At 59.8% G+C, this 17,432-nt stretch carries 8 protein-coding genes and 1 tRNA gene; 4 read left to right on the top strand and 5 right to left on the bottom strand.

Features of this window, described 5'->3' with window-relative positions; genetic code table 11:
* Nucleotides 1–192: 192 nt before the first annotated feature.
* A complete protein-coding gene (locus V9G17_17910; protein ID MEI2754472.1) occupies nt 193–1,341 on the bottom strand; it encodes a response regulator in 1,149 nt (382 codons plus the stop codon).
* 218 nt (nt 1,342–1,559) lie between these two features.
* On the opposite strand from V9G17_17910, the gene V9G17_17915 reads away from it, so the two are divergent.
* Nucleotides 1,560–2,285, top strand: coding sequence for an HAD-IA family hydrolase (locus V9G17_17915; protein MEI2754473.1), 726 nt, complete (start codon nt 1,560–1,562; stop codon nt 2,283–2,285).
* On the opposite strand, the gene V9G17_17920 is transcribed toward V9G17_17915, so the two are convergent.
* On the bottom strand, nt 2,271–3,002 hold the full coding sequence (locus V9G17_17920) for an NAD-dependent deacylase (protein ID MEI2754474.1): 732 nt from the start codon (nt 3,000–3,002) through the stop codon (nt 2,271–2,273). The two genes, V9G17_17915 and V9G17_17920, sit on opposite strands and share 15 nt — an antisense overlap.
* An 89-nt stretch (nt 3,003–3,091) precedes the next feature.
* Between V9G17_17920 and V9G17_17925 the strand changes: the two genes are divergently transcribed.
* A complete protein-coding gene (locus V9G17_17925; protein MEI2754475.1) occupies nt 3,092–4,459 on the top strand; it encodes a 2-dehydropantoate 2-reductase in 1,368 nt (455 codons plus the stop codon).
* Nucleotides 4,460–4,464: 5 nt separating this feature from the next.
* Here V9G17_17925 and V9G17_17930 read toward each other — a convergent pair whose 3' ends face one another.
* Nucleotides 4,465–5,802 carry an MATE family efflux transporter gene (locus V9G17_17930; GenBank protein MEI2754476.1) on the bottom strand — a complete coding sequence of 446 codons (1,338 nt, stop codon included), beginning with the start codon at nt 5,800–5,802 and terminating at the stop codon, nt 4,465–4,467.
* A gap of 95 nt (nt 5,803–5,897) precedes the next feature.
* Here V9G17_17930 and V9G17_17935 point away from each other — a divergent pair, with 95 nt between their 5' ends.
* On the top strand, nt 5,898–7,403 hold the full coding sequence (locus V9G17_17935; GenBank protein ID MEI2754477.1) for a DUF2779 domain-containing protein: 1,506 nt from the start codon (nt 5,898–5,900) through the stop codon (nt 7,401–7,403).
* Here V9G17_17935 and V9G17_17940 read toward each other — a convergent pair.
* Together V9G17_17940 and V9G17_17945 are read right to left on the bottom strand one after the other, a co-directional pair.
* A complete protein-coding gene (locus V9G17_17940; GenBank protein ID MEI2754478.1) occupies nt 7,400–7,534 on the bottom strand; it encodes a hypothetical protein in 135 nt (44 codons plus the stop codon). The two genes, V9G17_17935 and V9G17_17940, sit on opposite strands and share 4 nt — an antisense overlap.
* A 163-nt stretch (nt 7,535–7,697) precedes the next feature.
* Nucleotides 7,698–7,785, bottom strand: a tRNA-Ser gene (locus V9G17_17945).
* Nucleotides 7,786–8,061: 276 nt separating this feature from the next.
* Here V9G17_17945 and V9G17_17950 point away from each other — a divergent pair.
* Nucleotides 8,062–17,424: an amino acid adenylation domain-containing protein gene (locus tag V9G17_17950; GenBank protein MEI2754479.1), complete on the top strand. Its 9,363-nt coding sequence runs from the start codon at nt 8,062–8,064 to the stop codon at nt 17,422–17,424.
* Nucleotides 17,425–17,432 lie beyond the last annotated feature (8 nt).

Below are 17,432 nucleotides of genomic sequence, written 5' to 3' on the forward strand. Positions count from 1 at the left end.
GGTTCAGCCGGTTGATCGAGATCGCCGGTTTGAGAGCCCATCACCGTTGAAGGAGAGATTATGCCGAGGGGACGAGAGAAGGATCGCAAGACTCGCAAGAAGCACCGGAAGAACGTGGAGCGTATGAAGGGATTGGTCAAGACCCGCCGTGCGGCGGCCAAGAAGGTCAAGCGAGGATAGGCGAACGGGACGTTAATCGGGCGAGCTCAGTCGTTTGATCTCCGCTCGTATCTGAGTTTCCGCCACGTCTGGAACGATCCGCTGCACCGCCTGCTGGATCGGATCTTTTGCCAATTCGTGCACAATTTCATCGGCTGCCTCTCGCGCGCAGTTCGCGGCCACTTGCGCGACTTCCTTTTTCACCAGCTGGTCGATCATTCCCAGGTGTGCTTTCAAGGCCTCCGGCAGGTGTTGCTTCACGCCGGCTTCCGTGAGGTCGCCCAGGTTTTTGGGGGCTGACTGCTCCAGAAGCGCAGGGGCCAACTCCGTGACGGCCTGGCGCACCGCAGTCTCGACGCCGGCAAGTTGTGTCTGGGCCTGGCGTGTGAGTTCCTCTTGAATCAACTCGCGCATGGCAGCCTGCAGGCGTTCCGGTGCGAGTGCTTCCGTGAGTTGTTTTGCCACTTCTGATTGGACGGCCCTGCCTACGGCAAGACCCACCTGTCCCGCAACTTCCTTGGCCATGGCCGAGGGAAGTAGCTCGCTGATTTTCCGGTCGGCCTGCTCTGTGACTGAGTGCAACAGGTGATCGAACAACCCCTTCATTAAGGCCTCCCCGCTCGACCCGCTTGAGGTCGGCGATGATGTGGCCTTCGCAGCCGCGTGGGTTGGTGCTGAGGACATGGGGGTATGCTCCTTCTCCATATCGAGGGACGCATCGTCCGGCGATTCGTCGTCTCCATCGTCCGTTCCCGTGGAGACCGGGGGCCACGTCCGTGTTTTGGTCGGTTTTACGGTACTCGGCTTCTCGATAGGGGCGCGGAGGATGCCATTGATGGTGCAGAGCAATTGCTCGCTCTGAAACGGTTTCTTCAGGACGGCCCGAACTCCGAGCGAACGCAATTTGTCCTCGTCGAAGCGGTCGGTTGCATCCACAAGGGAGACGATGAGCGTTTCCGCTAAATGGTCTTGCCGGCTGATCGCATTGCAGAAGCCGGAAAATGTCATTTTCTCGAGATGAATGTCGGCGAGAATCAGTGCGGGACTGGAGACGCGAGCCGCGTCGAGCGCAGAGGGGCCGTCCGAAAACCCCACGAGGGTATAGCCGTCGGGGGGGGAGAGTTGCTCCACCATGCGACGCACGTCGGGGTTGCTATCGACGACAAACACCGTGGACCCCATCTCGGTACCTCTTGTGTGTAACTCAGCCGAAGCTAACAAAGGCCTTGCACCCTGTCAAAGGAAACGCCGAAATTAGCCGTCTGCTCGGGGGCATTGGCTGCGCCACGGGAGATGCACTGGAGGCTGGCGGTGCTCTGTGCCATCCTGTAGAATCCGGCCGGCTTGCCGGATGGCCTACTCGCCGTCAGGATGGTCGAGCAGAGGAGTGAGTACACACCATGACGCAGAGCCGAATTCAAGTCGTCTTTTTCGATGCGGCCGATACCCTGTTCCATATTCACGGGTCCGTGGCTGAAATTTACCTGCAGCATGCGGAACAACATGGCTTCAGGAAAACTCCCGACTCATTGGTCGCGATTAAATCTGCGTTCGCCCGTTCGTTCCGTGACGCCCCGCCGCCGGTGTTCGCCGCGACGGAACCGGCCGCGATCAAACAGTCTGAGCGGTTGTGGTGGTTCGACATCGTGCACAATGTGTTTTATCGCGTGGGCATGTTTGAGGCCTTCGACGAGTTTTTTGAAGAGGTGTTCGCGCGGTTTGAGCAACCGGAGTCCTGGCGTCTCTTCCCCGAGACGGTTGATGTGCTCAAGACTCTGAAGGGACAGGGATTCGAGCTGGGCATCATTTCGAACTTCGACTCGCGGTTGTTTACCGTGCTGCGTGGCTTAGGGATTGCCGATCTATTCGATACGGTCACCATTTCGAGTTTAGCGCATGCGGCCAAACCATCCGCACGTATCTTTCAGCACGCGTTGGAGAAACATGCGGTCGATCCGGAGGAGGCGCTGCATGTCGGGGATAGTGAGCGTGATGATGTGAAGGGGGCGCAGGGTGTCGGACTGACGGGGGTGTTACTGGCGCGAGGGGAGGTCGCGCATCCCTCGAGCGGGACGACGATCTCCACCCTCAACGAATTGCTGCCGCTACTCTTACGCCTGCAATAACAACGGCACGATGTCTTTGGCGCGTCCCTGGAGCGCCGCATCGACAATGCCCGATTGCGCGGTGGAGTCGAGATTGATTTCCGCGACAAACGCGCCCGCCTGTTTTGCAATCGAACCAAAACCTGCAGCCGGATACACCAGGCCGGAGGTGCCGATAATCAGGCACAAGTCACTGGATTGCAGCGCGGCCTCGCTGGCCTCGAGATCCTGCGCGGCGAGTGATTCGCCAAACCAGACGATGTGCGGGCGGAGCAGACCGTTACAGCTGCCGCACAGGGGCAGAATCGTAATCGGCACGTCGCGATTGTCAGTCACGCGCCGGCACTGTGTGCAACGCACCATCCAGATGTTACCGTGAATCTCGGATAACCGGCGTGAGCCGGCGTCGCGGTGCAATCCGTCCACATTTTGCGTGATGAGCCAAAACCGCTCGAACCGTTGCTCCATCTGAGCCACAGCTTCGTGCGCTGGATTAGGCCGTTTGGTCGCGATGAGTTCACGCCTCCAGTTGTACCATTCCCATACCAGGCGAGGATCACGCGCGAAGGCCTCGGGGGTTGCGAGCTCCTCCGGTCGAAAATTTCGCCAGAGTCCGTCGGCTCCGCGAAAGGTCGGTACCCCGCTGTCGGCGGAGATCCCGGCGCCGGTGAGCACGGTCACCGACCGTGCCGAGGCCAGCTTGTGTCGAATTAAACCGAGCGTGGATCCGGTTCCCATAGGCCTCATTGCGAGGTGCGATCACTGTTTCAGGCGCGCGGCCACATGCTATAGTACCGTCTTTTCGAACGCAACGAGTGAGGGATTTCATGAAGCAGATCATGGTAGTCGGGGCCGGTTCCGTCGGCGGTTTCTTCGGGGCGCATCTCGCGAACAATAATCCGAACGTCTCGTTTCTGCTCCGCCCCCGCACCCTGGAGGCCGTGAAGCGCCATGGCTTGATGATCAAGAGCGCCAAGGGTAATTTTACCGTGCATCCGCCGGCGGCCTCCGATCCGCGACAGCTGGCGCAGCCCGACCTCATTATTCTTGCCGTGAAGGCCTACGACCTCGACGAGGTGATGGCGCAGCTGGAGCCGGTGATGACCGACCGTACGGTCATTCTCACGCTTCAGAACGGTATCGATACGGAGGATCGCATCATTGCCCGGGTGCACCGTGATTGTGTGGTCGGCGGCGTGGCATTCATCTATTCGAAGATCGTTGAACCTGGCGTCATCGAGCATTACAAGCGGGGCGGCGTGGCCATCGGCGAACTCATGGGTCACAAGAGCGACCGTGTGTTGCAGATCGCGGAGATTTTCAAACAGGCGGGCCTCCCCTGCCAGCTCAGCGACGATATTCGGAAGAGCAAATGGGAAAAGATGTGCTGGAACTGTGTCTTTAATCCCCTCACGGTGGTGATCGACGACAAGGTGGCGAAGGCGCTGGATCACCCGGAGATGGCGGGTGTGATCCGGCAGATCGTGGGCGAAGTGATGGCGGTGTCGGCGGCGGTGAAGGTGCCTTTGGCGCCGGACATGGCCGAGAAGGTGGTGAAGTGGACCCAGGAACTGCGTGACATCCATACCTCGATGTACGATGACTGGAAAGCGAAACGCCCGACGGAGATCGATTATCTGAACGGCTACATTGTCCGTACGGGGCGGGAGTTGGGCATTCCTACACCGGTCAACGAGGCGTTAACGGCGATGGTGAAAGCCATCACGGAGCGGGAACCGTCGGGTCCAGGCGTCGTCCGGATCGACGGCGCGGTCGTCCAACCGGTTTCCCTGACGCGCACGGCGCTGACGCAACTTCCCCAGGAACAACATGTCGAAGATATCAGTCAGCTGATGCCGTCGATGCGGGGCCGGGCGATTCGCGTCAAAGGCCTGTTGGATATTCCAGCCCTCGCGGTCGATGCCGACCATGTCACGTTTCATTCCGTCGATGGCAAATATGCGGCGACGCTCACCCTGCAGCAGGCGCAGGATTTCGGCTTGTTGCTGTATGAACTCGACGGCCAGCCGCTGCCGGACGGCAAGGGTGGTCCCTACCGATTGGTGACGCCGGGGTTGGGTGATCTGTGCGCCAATGTGAAAGGCGTCGGGCGGATCGAAGTGCGGGCCGGATCGGGCAAGGATACGCGGCCGTCTGTCAGGCCTCCGGAATGTTCGACCGAAGGCCAGCGTTAAGCGGGCTACGTCGTCGAGGAACGGAGCACCCGGATTGATTTCCAACGCTCCGACCGATACCGCCAGAGCATGAGCGCCATGCGCAGGGTCCAGTCTGCGATCATCGCCAGCCACACGTAGACGACCCCCATCGTGAGCCAGTAACCTGCGACAAGCGCGAGGGGAATGCGTACGCCCCACATCCCGATCATCGTGGCAATCATGATGAATCGTGTGTCGCCCGCGCCGCGTAATGAACCGGCCAACACCATGGTCAGGGCCAACGGCACTTGCAGCAATGCCACGATCTTGAGAAACACGGTACCTAGCTCGATGACTGCTTCATCGCTGGTGAAGGCGCGCAGCAGGGCGTAGGGAAAAAAGAAAAAAACGAGGCCCATGAGGGACATGATGAAGGTGGCCAACCGGTTCGCTTCCCAGTTTTCGAGCTTGGCCCTGGTGTATTTGCCGGCGCCGATACTTTGTCCGACCATCGTCGCGGCGGCGATGGCAAAGCCATAACCCGGTAGGAATGAGAGCGATTCGATCGAGAGTCCGACCTGGTGCGCCGCGTAGGAGACCGTGCCGTAGAGCAACACGATTTTGGTGTAGAGCAGAATGCCGGCCTGTTGCACGATCCGTTCGCCCGATACCGGCGCGCCTACCTGCCACATGGTGCGGATCAGATCCCATCTGAGTCGGTTCGACGGTTTGAGAATTGTTCGGCAGCGGGCAAGGAGATAGACCGCTCCCGTTGCCTCTGCAATCCCCACGGCCACGGCAGCGCCCTTGATGCCGAATGCGGGGAGTCCCCATCGACCATAGATCAGCGGATAGGCAATGGCGATGTGCAACACATTGACCAGGATCATGGCGTACATCGGTGTCTTGGTGTCACCGGTGCCCTGGAGAATCGACGAGAGCACCGCGAGAAGCACGGTGAAGGGGATGACCAGGAAGATCAGGTTTGAATAGGGCAGTGCGAGGGCAATGACCTCCGGCTGGGCACCGAGAAGCTGCATGATGAGCCAGTTCGCCGAGAGGCCGAGCAGAGCCAGGCCGAAGGATACCAACACCGACAAGCCGAGAAAATGCCGGGCAGCCTGGCCGGCTTCGTCATACCGGCGGGCGCCCCACTGTTGCGCGATGATGACGTTGGTTCCGACCGAGAGGCCCGAGACGAGCGTCGTCGCGATGAAGGCAAGCAGTTGTCCTAACCCGACGGCGGCGATGGAAATCGCGCCCAACCCTCCCACGAGAAAGACCGCGACAATGCCCTCGGTTCGTTGCAGCAGGCTGCTGACCGTGACCGGGAGCGCGAGGGTCATGACTGATCGTCTGATTTGTGCGACGCCGTTGGCCATGGGGCGTCATCCTATCAGAACTCGGTTGCGGGCGAGGAGGTCCTTCTCCGGGGACTGGACAAGAGGAGTACTGCTTCGGTAGCCTGGAAACATCCATGTTGATCACGCCCGAACCGGCCGCTCGTTCCTCTTATCGGCTGTCAAAATCACGATATCTGTCGGGGCTGCAGTGTCACAAGCGGCTGTATTTGGAAATCCACGCTCCGGCGCTGGCCACGAAGCCGGATGCGGCCACGCAGGCCATTCTCGACATGGGGACGGACCTCGGCGAACTGGCCCGCCGGCGATTTCCCGGCGGGCGCCTCGTCACGGCCGGGTACCGTCAATCGCAGGAGGCTCTGGCGCAGACGGCGGAGCTGCTCCAGGATTCGACGGTGCCGGCCATCTTCGAAGGCGCGTTTCAGTTCGACCAGGTCTTGATCCGTGTCGATGTCCTGGAGCGCGTCGGAGTGAACGAGTCCGGGCAATCCACCTGGCGGCTGGTGGAAGTGAAATCTTCCACCAAACTGAAGGCGACCCACGTGGAGGATTTGACGATCCAGAGTTACGTCCTCGAAGGGGCCGGTCTGGTGCTCGACGACATCTGTCTCATGCATGTGAATACACAGTATGTGTTTGACGGCGTGGAACTCGACCTGGGCCAATTATTCAGCATCCGTTCCCTGAACGACACGATACGTCCGCGCTTGCCGGACGTGTCTGCACGTCTGGCCTCGATGCACGCTGCGTTGAGCGAGATGTCGGCGCCGGCCATTCCCCCGGATGAACATTGTCACAGCCCCTATGAATGTCCCTTCTGGGCGCATTGCACAGAGACGAAGCCGCCTCGCTGGATTTATCATTTGCCCGGGAGCAGCAAGACGGTCGTTCAGCTGCGCGAGTTGGGTGTGGAGACTATCGACGACATTCCCGACCACGTGACGTTGACGCCGGTTCAGCGACGTGTAAGGGACAATCGGGAATGGATTGGCGAGGGTTTGCGGTCGGCGCTGGAGCAGATCGAGTATCCCGTGCATCATTTGGATTTCGAGACATTCATGCCGGCGGTGCCCAAATTCGTAGGGACCCGGCCCTATCAGGTGATTCCCACTCAATGGTCCAACCACATCGAATACCTCGATGGGACGCTCACGCATGGCGAGTATCTCTGCCGCGACGGGCGTGATCCGCGTGAAGAACTGACCGTCACATTATTGGAGTCGTTGGGATCGGCGGGTAGTATCTGTGTGTATTCGAGTTATGAACGCTCAGTGTTGGAGCGGTTGGCGGAAGATTTTCCATCACTGCGAAAGGACCTGAAGCGGGTGATCGCGAGATTGTGGGACCTGCACATTGTCATCAGGGATCACTACTACCATCCAGGTTTCGAGGGGAGCTACTCGATCAAGTCCGTGCTGCCGGCCGTGGTGCCGTCGTTGAATTATGCCGATTTAGCTATCGGGGATGGGGGAGTGGCAGCCTGTGAATATGCCCGCATGATCTTCACGGTCAGTGATTGGATCGAGAAGGCGCAGATCGAAGAGGCACTTCTGCGGTACTGCGAACGCGATACCCTGGCGATGGTCGAATTGCGGAGGGAGTTGAAGAAACGAGCCGGTTAACGCCTGCCACGAGTACGAATCCATTTCACCATCTGCATGCACGTCGTTCCGATCGACTCATCCGCCATCAACGCAATTCCCCCCAGCGCCAACAGCGTCATCACCACCGCAGCTTCCGTTTGTTCAAACATGCAGCCCTCCTGTGTGGGCCAGAGAGTAGCTTGGACCATCGGAGTCTGACAGACCACTAGACGCGGGGGAGTCCCTTGCCTCGGTAGGTAAGGAATTCATAAGTCGTTGAGACAGAAGGGAAATAGGCAGAGGAGTGGGTGTTCTAGGATGTTCTATGGCGTGTGGCGGAGAGGGTGGGATTCGAACCCACGGTCCCTTTCAGGACAACGGTTTTCGAGACCGTCCGATTCGGCCGCTCTCGCACCTCTCCGCTCCATGGCCGACGAAGAGGTGCAGCTTACCTTGGTCGCACTCCAGATTCAAACGAAATCATATGCTTGGAAGAGACTTTCTCCCGCCACTACGGGTATCTCACGATTGAGGAAAAGGTGATTCTGTTTTGTAATGTATACATTCCGCCGTAGACTCACCTGGTATCTGAGACCGGCCGGAGACAGTGATGTGATCAGAGTGTTTCGCGGTTTCATCATCAGTCTACGACCCATGACCTCTTGGTGCTTCTCGTCTCACTGGGGTTGAGCATTCTGTGGTCAGACATCCGCCTGTAAGCATTCCTCCCGGCGAGACTCTTCTCGATATCCTACGTTGGCGGGCCGAACACCAGCCCGACCAAGCAGCATACGTCTTCCTACGCGATGGGATCAGTCCCGATGCCGTCCTGACCTATAAAGATCTCGATACCAAAGCCCGCTCGATTGCCGGTTATCTGCAGTCCAGATTCGCGTCGGGAGACCGCCTGCTGCTGGTGTATCCGCCCGGGCTTGAATTCGTTCAATCCTTTTGGGGAGCGTTGTATGCGGGGTTAGTTGCCGTGCCGGTGCCTCCGCCGGATGCTTTTCGCCCAAGGATCGGTGTCGCGCGCGTTCGACGTATTGCCGAGGATGCCGGTGTGGCCGGAGCCTTGAGCACCACCCAGATTCTAGAACTGGTTCGGGCCCAAGAGCTTGCGATTCCGTCGGAACAGTGGCTGGTGTGTGATGCTGCCACTCTGGACTCGACGGCTCAATGGACATCGACGCAACCGCTCGTTTCTACGCTAGCCTATCTGCAATATACGTCCGGATCGACCGCCGCTCCCAAAGGCGTCATGGTCGGCCACGGAAACCTGACCGCGCAGAGTCGGTGCATTACCGAAGCCGGCTGCTACGATGCCCATTCTGTCACGCTGTCCTGGATGCCGCATTTCCACGATTACGGTTTGGTGAAGGGAATTATTCAGCCCGCCTGGATCGGTCGCCCCTCGTATCTCATGTCACCGCTCACGTTCCTGAAGCGCCCCCTTCGATGGCTTGAAGCGATTCAACGATATCAGGTGACGCATAGCGGCGCGCCCAACTTTGCCTATCGTCGCTGTGTGGAGGCCATCGCTCTCGAGGATCGTTCACGGTTGGATCTCTCCGGTTGGCAGGTGGCGAGTTGCGGGGCGGAACCGATCGCTCACGATACCATCGAGCGATTTGTGGACGCGTTTGCCCCGTCCGGGTTCCGACGCGAGGCATTTTTCCCTGCATACGGGATGGCGGAGTACACGCTCTTGATCTCGTTGAAGCGAGAAGGTGTGGCACCAACCGTAGAGGCGCTTGACCCGACGGCATTGGAGCGAGGACTGGTGTCCGAGGCCCAGGCGGGTATGGCTCCGAAACGGCAGGTCGTCGGCTGCGGTGTTCCGGTGGGAGATACGAGGGTGGTCATCGTTCATCCGGACACCTTGTCTCGCTGTGCGGCGCAGCAGGTCGGCGAAATCTGGTTGGCCGGCGCCAGCGCCACGCAGGGATATTGGAACAATCCGGAAGAAACCGCGCGCACGTTCGGCGCAACGCTTCGTGATACAGGGGAAGGGCCGTTCCTCAGAACCGGCGATCTCGGATTCGTCCGTAACGGTGAAGTGTTTGTCACGGGACGGTTGAAGGATCTGCTCATCGTTCGAGGCAGAAATCACTATCCTCAGGATATTGAGCGAACCGTGGAGCAGTGCCACAGGCTGTTTCGTGGCGGGGGCGCGGCAGTCTTCTCCGTGCAAGAGGCTGGAGAAGAAGCCGTGGTGGTCGTGCAGGAAGTTGAGCGTCAGGGAGCGGCCTTGGCCATCGATGAGCTGGTCGCCGCGATGCGTTCGGCTGTATCCGAGCAGCATGACCTCCACGTGTTCACTATCATCTTCATCAAGGCCGGGAGCTTGCCGAAGACGTCGAGCGGAAAAGTCCAACGGCGGGCCTGCCGAGATCAATTTCTGGCCGGCCAACTTTCCATCATCGGGAAGAGTGTCGTATCGGTGTCCTTATTACCGGCGCAAGTAACAGTCGTGAAGCTAGAAGACCTGCGCCTACTTTCGCCTGATGCACGGCGGCAGCAGATTGAGCGGGCAGTGCAGGGGATACTTGCCGATCGTCTCAGATGCAGCCGAGAGGCCATCACCCCTGACCGTCCGATTCATCTGTTGGGGCTCGATTCATTGATGGCTGCGGAAGTCTCGCATCGTGTGGAGGAGTCCTTCCATGTGCCGCTCTCGTTACAGCGTCTGCTGGGAGGTGCGACGCTTAGTGATCTGGCCGTAACCATTGAAGAGGGCATGGTCCGGGGATATACGGAATCCATGCCTACCGATGGTTCGAATTTCTCGGAGAGGCCGGTCGGCGAGCTCTCCGAGAATCAGGCCGCGCTCTGGTTTCTCAGTCAATTGGCGCCGGAGAGTTCCGCCGCCAACGTGTCCGTTCTACTGCCGCTGCCTTTGACTATGAATCAAGCCGCGTTGCGGCAGGCGCTTGATCGACTTGGTGAGCGGCACGCGACCCTTCGCACGACCTATGAGATGCAGGACGATAAGCCGGTTCAACGAATCCACAATCGGCTGCCTCTGAGCTGGAGCGTCGTGGATAGTGCGACATGGGATTGGGTGCGCTTGCGGCAGGCAATCATGGAGGCTGCGGCGGTTCCGTTCGACCTGACGAAGGGCCCGTTGTGGAGGGCGGCTGTATTTACGGGCGAACACCAGGCGTGGCTGCTGTTGGTCGCACACCATATTGCCGTGGATGGTTGGTCGATGATCCAGCTGGTGGATGAGCTCAAGCGGCACTTCACCTCCGGCGAGGGGACCGTTCAGGATCTCCCAGACGGAGACGACTACCCGCCGGTTCCCTATCAGGAGTTCGTCCGCTGGCATCGGGGGCTGTTGGACGGCGAGGAAGGTCGGCGGCTGGGTTCTTATTGGAAGGCGCGCCTCGCGGGTGAACTACCGAATTATGACATGCTCTACGATCGACCCCCGACGACGGTGGAGCCAAGCCGGTATGCGTGGCAGGCGGTCCATATTGATCGGGTATTGACCGAGCGACTGAAGGCGTGGGCGCTGGCGGAAGGGACGACGTTGTACGCCGTCTGCCTGACGGCGCTGCAAGCCCTGTTGTATCGCTACACCAGCGTCGAAGACACCGCCATTGTCACGCCGGTATTCGGTCGAAGCCGGTCTCGATTTTCCGAGACCGTCGGCGATTTTGTGAATATGCTCGTGCTGCGGGAATCGGTTCAGGCCGAGTCCAGCCGCCGCGAACTTCTGGCGCAGACTAAGCACAGCATCCTCGAAGCACTCGATCACCAGGACTACCCCTATGCGCGGCTCGTGTCGGACTTGCGGCCGGCGCGCGACCGCCAGCGGGCGCCTGTGGCGCAAATCCTGTTCGTGCTGCAACAGTTCAAGTTGTTGGCGGAGCTCGACCGGCAGATGGGCCGATCGCCCTCCGCATTGGCGGAATCTCGCCTGCCGGAGTGGGAGGCCTATGTGATTCCCCAGCAGAGCGGGCAGTTTGACCTCTGTCTCGAGTTGTCGGAATCGGAGCAAGGCGTAACCGGCTACTTCGAATACAAGGAAGAACTGTTTTCGCCTGACCGGGTGGCGCGGATGCACCAGCATTTCGTGCGTGTGTTGGAAGGGCTCGTCGACGAGCCTGCCGCGAAAATCGGGTCTCTGCCGCTCATGACGGAGACGGAGCTGCGTGAGACGGTGGTGATGTGGGGACAATCTCCGGACGTGATGGAAGCGGATCATTGCCTCCATCGCCTGATCGAAGCGCAGGTGGTGCGCACGCCTGACGCCATTGCGGTTCAACAGGGCGATCAACTGTTGACTTACCGAGAGTTGGATGCGCGAGCGAACCGAGTCGCGCACTATCTCCGTCGGCGAGGGGTCACGCCTGGTGTCGTGGTTGGGCTCTGCCTGGAGCGTTCGCTCAACCTGATCGTCGGCATGCTCGGCATTCTGAAATCTGGCGGGGCCTATTTGCCGCTGGATGCGGACTATCCGACTGACCGGTTGGACTATATGCTGCGAGACAGCCAGGTTCAGGTGTTAGTGACGCAGCAGGATCAACTGGGCCGGCTCCCCGCGACGAATCCCCACACCATTTGCCTTGATTCCGAATGGGACCAGATTGCCCGTTTTCCGGACAGTGTGATCGAGGGCACGGATAGTCCCGACAATTTGGCGTATGTGATCTACACGTCTGGTTCGACCGGCCGACCTAAGGGGGTACTGATCGAGCATCGATCGATTGCCAACTATGTGCGCGCGATCACCGAGATCGCCGGTGTCTCAGGACCTGACCGGGTGCTGCAATTCGCCTCGATGAGTTTTGATACCGCCGCCGAAGAAATCTTCCCGTGCCTGACGACCGGTGCGACGCTGGTGTTGCGCACGCCGGTGATGCTTGATTCGGTGTCGGGGTTCTTGGATCGATGCCGCGAATGGCACGTGACGCTATTGGACCTTCCGACGGCCTACTGGCATGAAGTTGTCACCCGCATGGAACTCGAAGGGCTCGTCTTTCCGGAATCGGTGAGGACGGTGATCATCGGTGGCGAACGTGTGCTTCCCCAGATCGTGCAGCGATGGGCGACATTGGTCGGTCGCACCGTTCGATTGTTGAACACCTATGGACCGACCGAAACGACGGTCGCCGTCACCTGGTCGGATCTCACGGGCTTCGGCCTGCAGGGTGAGGTGTGTGGAGATCTTCCGATCGGCCGGGTGATTCGCCGCTGCTCCGTCTATGTGTTGGATCAGCATCGCCGACCGGTTCCGGTCGGAGTGGCCGGGGAACTGTACGTCGGCGGAATCGGGGTGGCGCGAGGTTATCGTGGCCGACCGGAGCTGACTGATTCAAAGTTTATCCCCGATCCGTTTTCCGGTCGTACGGGAGCCCGGCTGTACCGGACCGGTGACGTGGTCCGCTGGCGACCGGATGGGCAGCTGGACTATCGCGGCCGTGTGGATCGCCAGGTCAAGATTCGCGGGTATCGAATTGAATTAGAGGAAATCGAAGCGGTCCTGAATCGGCATCCGGAGTTGGAACGTGCGGTGGTCGAGGTACGGGAGGATCAGCCGGGCGATAAGCGGATCGTCGCCTTCATGGTCCCGCGTCCGCAGAACCGGCTGGGACTGGTACAACTGCGTGAACAATTGCGTGGCCAGCTTCCCGCACACATGATTCCGTCCGCCTTTGTCGAAATGGAGTCGCTTCCATTGACTGTCAATGGAAAGGTAGATCGGGCTGCGCTGCGAGTCGCCACGGACAGTCGCGCCAGTAAAGTCGATCTCACCTCTGAGTTTCTCGCGCCGCGGAGTCCCACCGAGCAAGTGTTGGCCGACATTTGGGGGGAGATCCTTCACGTGAAGGACGTCGGGGTCCATGACAACTTCTTTGAACTGGGCGGCCATTCGCTGTTGGCAACGCAGCTGGTGTCGAGGGTCCAAGCCCTGTTTCGAGTGGTCCTGCCGCTGCGGCAAGTCTTTGAACGGCCGACGATTGCGACATTGGCAGAGGTGATCGCGCAGGCTCAAGCGGGCGGATGGCAGCAACAGACCCGTGGTGGGCAGGGGTTGACCAAGGCGGTAGGAGAGGGACCGTTACCGCTGTCGTTTGCGCAGGAACGGATGTGGTTCCTCTATCAGTTATCGCCGACCGGTGCGGCGTACAATATTCCGGCCAGCGTGCGTTTGCATGGGCCGCTCAACCGAGAGGCCTTACGCTGGAGTGTGGCTGAGCTGGTGCGCCGGCACGACTCGCTGCGTACGACCTTCGCCACGGTGGATGGGCAGGCGCGGCAAATCATTCATGCCTCATTGGATCCGCACTGGGTCGAAGAAGATCTGCGGGGGTTGCCTCGGGAGATGCGTGAGGCGCGGGCGTTGGAGTTGGCAACCGCCGAAGCACGTGCTCCATTCAACCTCGAGCTGGGTCCCTTGCTCCGCATTCTGCTGGTTCAGTTGGGTGAAGAGGATCATGTGTTGGTTGTCAGCACGCATCACATCATTTCCGACCAATGGTCGTATGGCGTGATCGCGCGTGAACTCGTGAAGTGCTACAACACCTTCTGTGGGGGGAAGCCTGCCCCCATCCAGCCTGATCTCCCGATTCAATATGCCGATTTCGCGCAATGGCAACGGACGTGGCTGACTGGCCCCGTCCTCGAAGACCAACTTGCGCACTGGAAGCGCAAGTTGGCCGACTTGCCGGTGCTGACCCTGCCGGCCGATCGTCCGCGGTTGCCGATTCATTCGTTCAAGGGAGACCAGGTTTCCCTCGATCTGTCCTGGTCCCTGGTGAATCGCCTCAAGCAGCTCAGTGTGAGGGAAGGCGTCACGTTGTATATGGTGTTCCTGGCGGGATTCTTCGGTCTTCTGCATCGCCTTACGCAACAGCGGGACTTGGTCATCGGCACGCCGATTGCGAATCGGAATCGGCTGGAGATCGAGGATCTGATCGGCACGTTCGTGAATACGCTGGTATTGCGGACGGATGTCACGGGAGAGGTGACCTTTCGTGAATTGCTGGGAAAGGTCAGAGACCTGTCGCTCGATGCCTATGCGCATCAGGACATTCCGTTTGAAAAACTTGTCGAGGAGTTGCGCCCAGACCGGAGCCAGGGCGGGTTGCCGCTGGTGCAAGTGCTATTTAACTTTGCCAATACGCCCTTTGCCAGGACGGAATTTCAGCAGCTCTCATGGACGCCCTATGAGGTGAGCCGAGGCGCGGCTCAATTGGATCTTGGTCTTTCCATTGACCCGCTGGCTTCGCGAAAAGCCTATCTGGAGTTCAATACCGACCTGTTTGATCGCACCTCGGCAGAGCGGTGGTTGGCAGAGTATCGGCAATTCATGGAGTCCATTGCGGAGCATCCTGAGGAGAAGATCGGACGTGTGGCGATTCTCACTGAGCAGGAACAGCATCGCATGCTTCGTGAATGGAACGCGACGGAGCGGTCGGTGGAGCGCGACCTCTGCTTCCCGCAATTGTTTGAAGCGCAGGTGGGCCGCAATCCCGATGCGATCGCCGTGGTATTCGAAGGCACTGAATTGTCGTATGCCGAATTGAATCGTCGGGCGAATCGGCTGGCGCACCACTTGCGGGAACAGGGTGTAGGGCCGGATGTCGTGGTGCCGGTGTTTCTCGAACGGTCTCCCGAATTGCTGATCAGCCTTCTGGCGGTCATGAAGGCCGGCGGCGCGTACCTGCCCTTGGTTCCTGGATTACCGATCCGCAGATTGGCGGCCATGATCGAAGCCAGTCATGCGGCGGTGCTGGTCACGGATTCGACACTCCTTGGCGGACTTCCTCAGCATCAGCTTCGTGTCGTGTGTCTGGATCAGGAGGCAGAGTTCTTGGCGCGGTATCCGGAGGATAATCCGGTCCCCCTCGCCAGGCCGGATCATCTTGTGTATGTCCTGTTCACTTCGGGATCGACCGGACAGCCGAAGGGGGTGGAGATTGAACATCGTGCTCTGGTGAATTTCCTCCGCTCCATGGAACAGGAGCCGGGGATCGGCAGCCGGGACGTACTGTTGGCGCTCACGCCGCTGTCGTTCGATATCGCCGGTTTGGAGCTCTATCTTCCGCTGCTGGTCGGGGCGCGTATTATTCTCGCGAGCCGTCAGGAGGCGATGGAGGGGGTGTGGCTGCAGCGCGAACTGGATCGAGGGACGGTCACGGTCATGCAGGCGACGCCGGCAACGTGGAGAATGGTGTTGCAGGCGGGATGGCGCGGCGGGCGTTCTGTGAAAGTGTTATGCGGAGGAGAAGCCTTGTCCCGGGAGTTGGCGCAGGAGCTCCTTACCAGGGCGGCTTCGGTCTGGAATGTGTATGGACCGACCGAGACCACGATTTGGTCGACGTTGGAGCGAGTGCGTGCCGCCGAGCGCACGATCTCTCTCGGACGCCCTATTGCCAATACCCACGTCTACGTGTTGGATCTGAATCGAGTGCCGGTCCCGGTAGGGATTCCGGGCGAATTGTATATCGGCGGGATGGGGTTGGCGCGCGGATACCGAGGGGCGCCGCAGTTGACGGCCGAGCGTTTTGTCCCGAGTCCATTCCATGCGGGTGAGCGGCTGTATCGTACGGGCGACCAGGTCAAGTGGTTGCCGGACGGACGGCTCGACTATGTCGGCCGAATCGACTATCAGGTCAAGCTGCGCGGATTCCGGATCGAACTCGGAGAAATCGAAACGTTGCTGGCGGATGATCCGACCGTCAGGCAGGCGGTCGTCATCGTGCGGGAAGATGTGCCGGGCGACAAACGGCTGGTGGGGTATGTGCTGGCGAGAGAGGGCCGCAGCTGCGATCCGCTGGCCCTGCGACGTGCCCTCAAGGACATGGTGCCGGACTACATGGTGCCGGCCGCGATCGTGCCGCTGGAGACGTTTCCCCTGACACCGAACGGGAAGGTGGATCGTGGTGCCTTACCCGCACCGTCGGCGGAGCCGGTGCATGATAGCGCTCAGGCGATTGAGCCTAGGACACGAGTGGAATTGCAATTGGTGGCGATCTGGGAGCAGGTTCTGGGAATTGCGCCTATCGGCGTGCGAGACAATTTCTTCGCCCTGGGCGGATATTCGTTGCTGGCGCTGCGAATGTTCAGCGCCATCGAGCAGACCGTCGGCATCCGCCTGCCGATGGCGATGCTCTTCCAGGCGCCGACGATCGAGCAGTTGGCGGCTGTCCTGGCCGATGAGGGTTGTACGGTGCGCTGGCGGTCGTTGGTGGCTATTCAACCCGAGGGGAAGAATCCTCCATTCTTTGCCGTGCCAGGGGTCGGTGGGAATGTGCTCGTTTTTGCCCGCCTGGCCAGGCTGCTCGGGGAAGCCCAGCCGTTTTATGGACTGCAGGCCAGAGGTCTCGATGGCAGAGAGAAACCGTTCATGCGTGTGGAGGAGATGGCCGCGCACTACATCGAGGAAATCCGGTCGGTGCAGCCACACGGACCGTACCTCATCGGTGGCACGTGCACAGGCGGGCTGGCAGCGTATGAGATCGCCCAACAACTCACGGCGCAAGGAGAGCAGGTGATTCTGACGGTCATGGAATCCTGGCACCCGCGGTCCTACCTGACCCACTGGAGTCGGCCGCCCTATTTGCTGTGGCCGATCCTATTCGTGTGGATGAAGATCACCACGTACCTTCGCCTCATGCGACGACTGCCGGCCCGTGAGTGGCTGCCATTCTGGAGAGGGAAGTTGAAACGGCTCTGGAACCTCATGCACCATACCGACGCGGCCGAACATCACGACGAGTTTCTGTACAAGGACCAAGTGACCTACGCCACCTTCCACGCAGTGGCGCGGTATGATCTGAAACCGTTTCATGGGCAGGTGTTGAACGTGGTCGCCTCCAAACACCCGTTGACGAATTCGAGTGAGGATACGCGGTTGGTTTTCGGCGAGGCTGCGACGGGAATGAGCCGCACGATCTATCTGCCGGCCGAAGATTCGGGGCGGTTATTTGTCGCGCCGCACGTGCAGGAGCTGGCGCACCAGCTCAAGGTGTTCTGGGAGGATACCTTGCCGGTGTTCCGCAACAAGTCGAATGAGCAGGGGAAAGGGCCTTCCTCTAAAGCCGCCTAAGGCGGGCG

Origin of the sequence: Nitrospira sp. (assembly GCA_037045225.1) — a bacterium.
Classification (GTDB): domain Bacteria; phylum Nitrospirota; class Nitrospiria; order Nitrospirales; family Nitrospiraceae; genus Nitrospira_A.

Excerpts from the sequence above, each read along its gene's own strand:
- V9G17_17910 (MEI2754472.1), bottom strand. The coding sequence starts at position 1,341 with ATGGGGTCCACGGTGTTTGTCGTCGATAGCAACCCCGACGTGCGTCGC.
- V9G17_17915 (MEI2754473.1), top strand. The coding sequence starts at position 1,560 with ATGACGCAGAGCCGAATTCAAGTCGTCTTTTTCGATGCGGCCGATACC.
- V9G17_17920 (MEI2754474.1), bottom strand. The coding sequence starts at position 3,002 with ATGGGAACCGGATCCACGCTCGGTTTAATTCGACACAAGCTGGCCTCG.
- V9G17_17925 (MEI2754475.1), top strand. The coding sequence starts at position 3,092 with ATGAAGCAGATCATGGTAGTCGGGGCCGGTTCCGTCGGCGGTTTCTTC.
- V9G17_17930 (MEI2754476.1), bottom strand. The coding sequence starts at position 5,802 with ATGGCCAACGGCGTCGCACAAATCAGACGATCAGTCATGACCCTCGCG.
- V9G17_17935 (MEI2754477.1), top strand. The coding sequence starts at position 5,898 with ATGTTGATCACGCCCGAACCGGCCGCTCGTTCCTCTTATCGGCTGTCA.
- V9G17_17940 (MEI2754478.1), bottom strand. The coding sequence starts at position 7,534 with ATGTTTGAACAAACGGAAGCTGCGGTGGTGATGACGCTGTTGGCGCTG.